The following is a 638-nucleotide window of genomic DNA, read 5'->3' as shown; positions in this document are numbered from 1 at the left end:
TTCTTAATCGAGCCTAAGCCACAAGAGCCAACGAAGCACCAATATGACTTTGATGTAGCGACAGGTCTTGCGTTCTTACAAAAATATGACTTGCAACATACATTCAAGTTTAACATCGAAGCAAACCATGCAACACTTGCTGGTCACACATTCGAACACGAACTGCGCACAGCACGTATTAACGGCATGTTAGGTTCAGTTGATGCAAACCAAGGCGATACGCTTCTTGGCTGGGATACAGATGAATTCCCAACAGACCTTTACTCAACAACGTTAGCGATGTATGAAATCTTGAAAAATGACGGTCTTGGAACAGGTGGATTGAACTTTGATGCGAAAGTAAGACGTGGATCGTTTGACACAGATGATCTATTCCACGCGCACATTGCTGGTATGGACGCATTTGCGATTGGAACAAAAGTCGCGCAACGCTTAATTGAAGATAAAGTGTTAGATGAGTTCGTAGCTGATCGTTATAGCAGCTTCACAAGTGGCATTGGTCTTGACATTGTCGAAGGAAAAACAGACTTCCACAAACTAGAGCAGCATGCCTTATCACTTAAAGAAATCGGCAACAAATCTGGTAGACAAGAGCTATTAAAAGCAAAAGTAAACCAATACTTGCTAGAAACGTTTGC

At 42.2% G+C, this 638-nt stretch carries 1 protein-coding gene; it reads left to right on the top strand.

Annotated elements, in window-relative coordinates:
- On the top strand, positions 1-638 hold a 638-nt coding region (locus LQ50_RS24140; protein ID WP_034634309.1), incomplete at both ends, for an apurinic/apyrimidinic endonuclease family protein.

Source organism: Halalkalibacter okhensis (genome assembly GCF_000787375.1).
Lineage (GTDB): Bacteria > Bacillota > Bacilli > Bacillales > Bacillaceae_D > Halalkalibacter > Halalkalibacter okhensis.
This window is presented reverse-complemented; position numbering and strand designations above follow the sequence as displayed.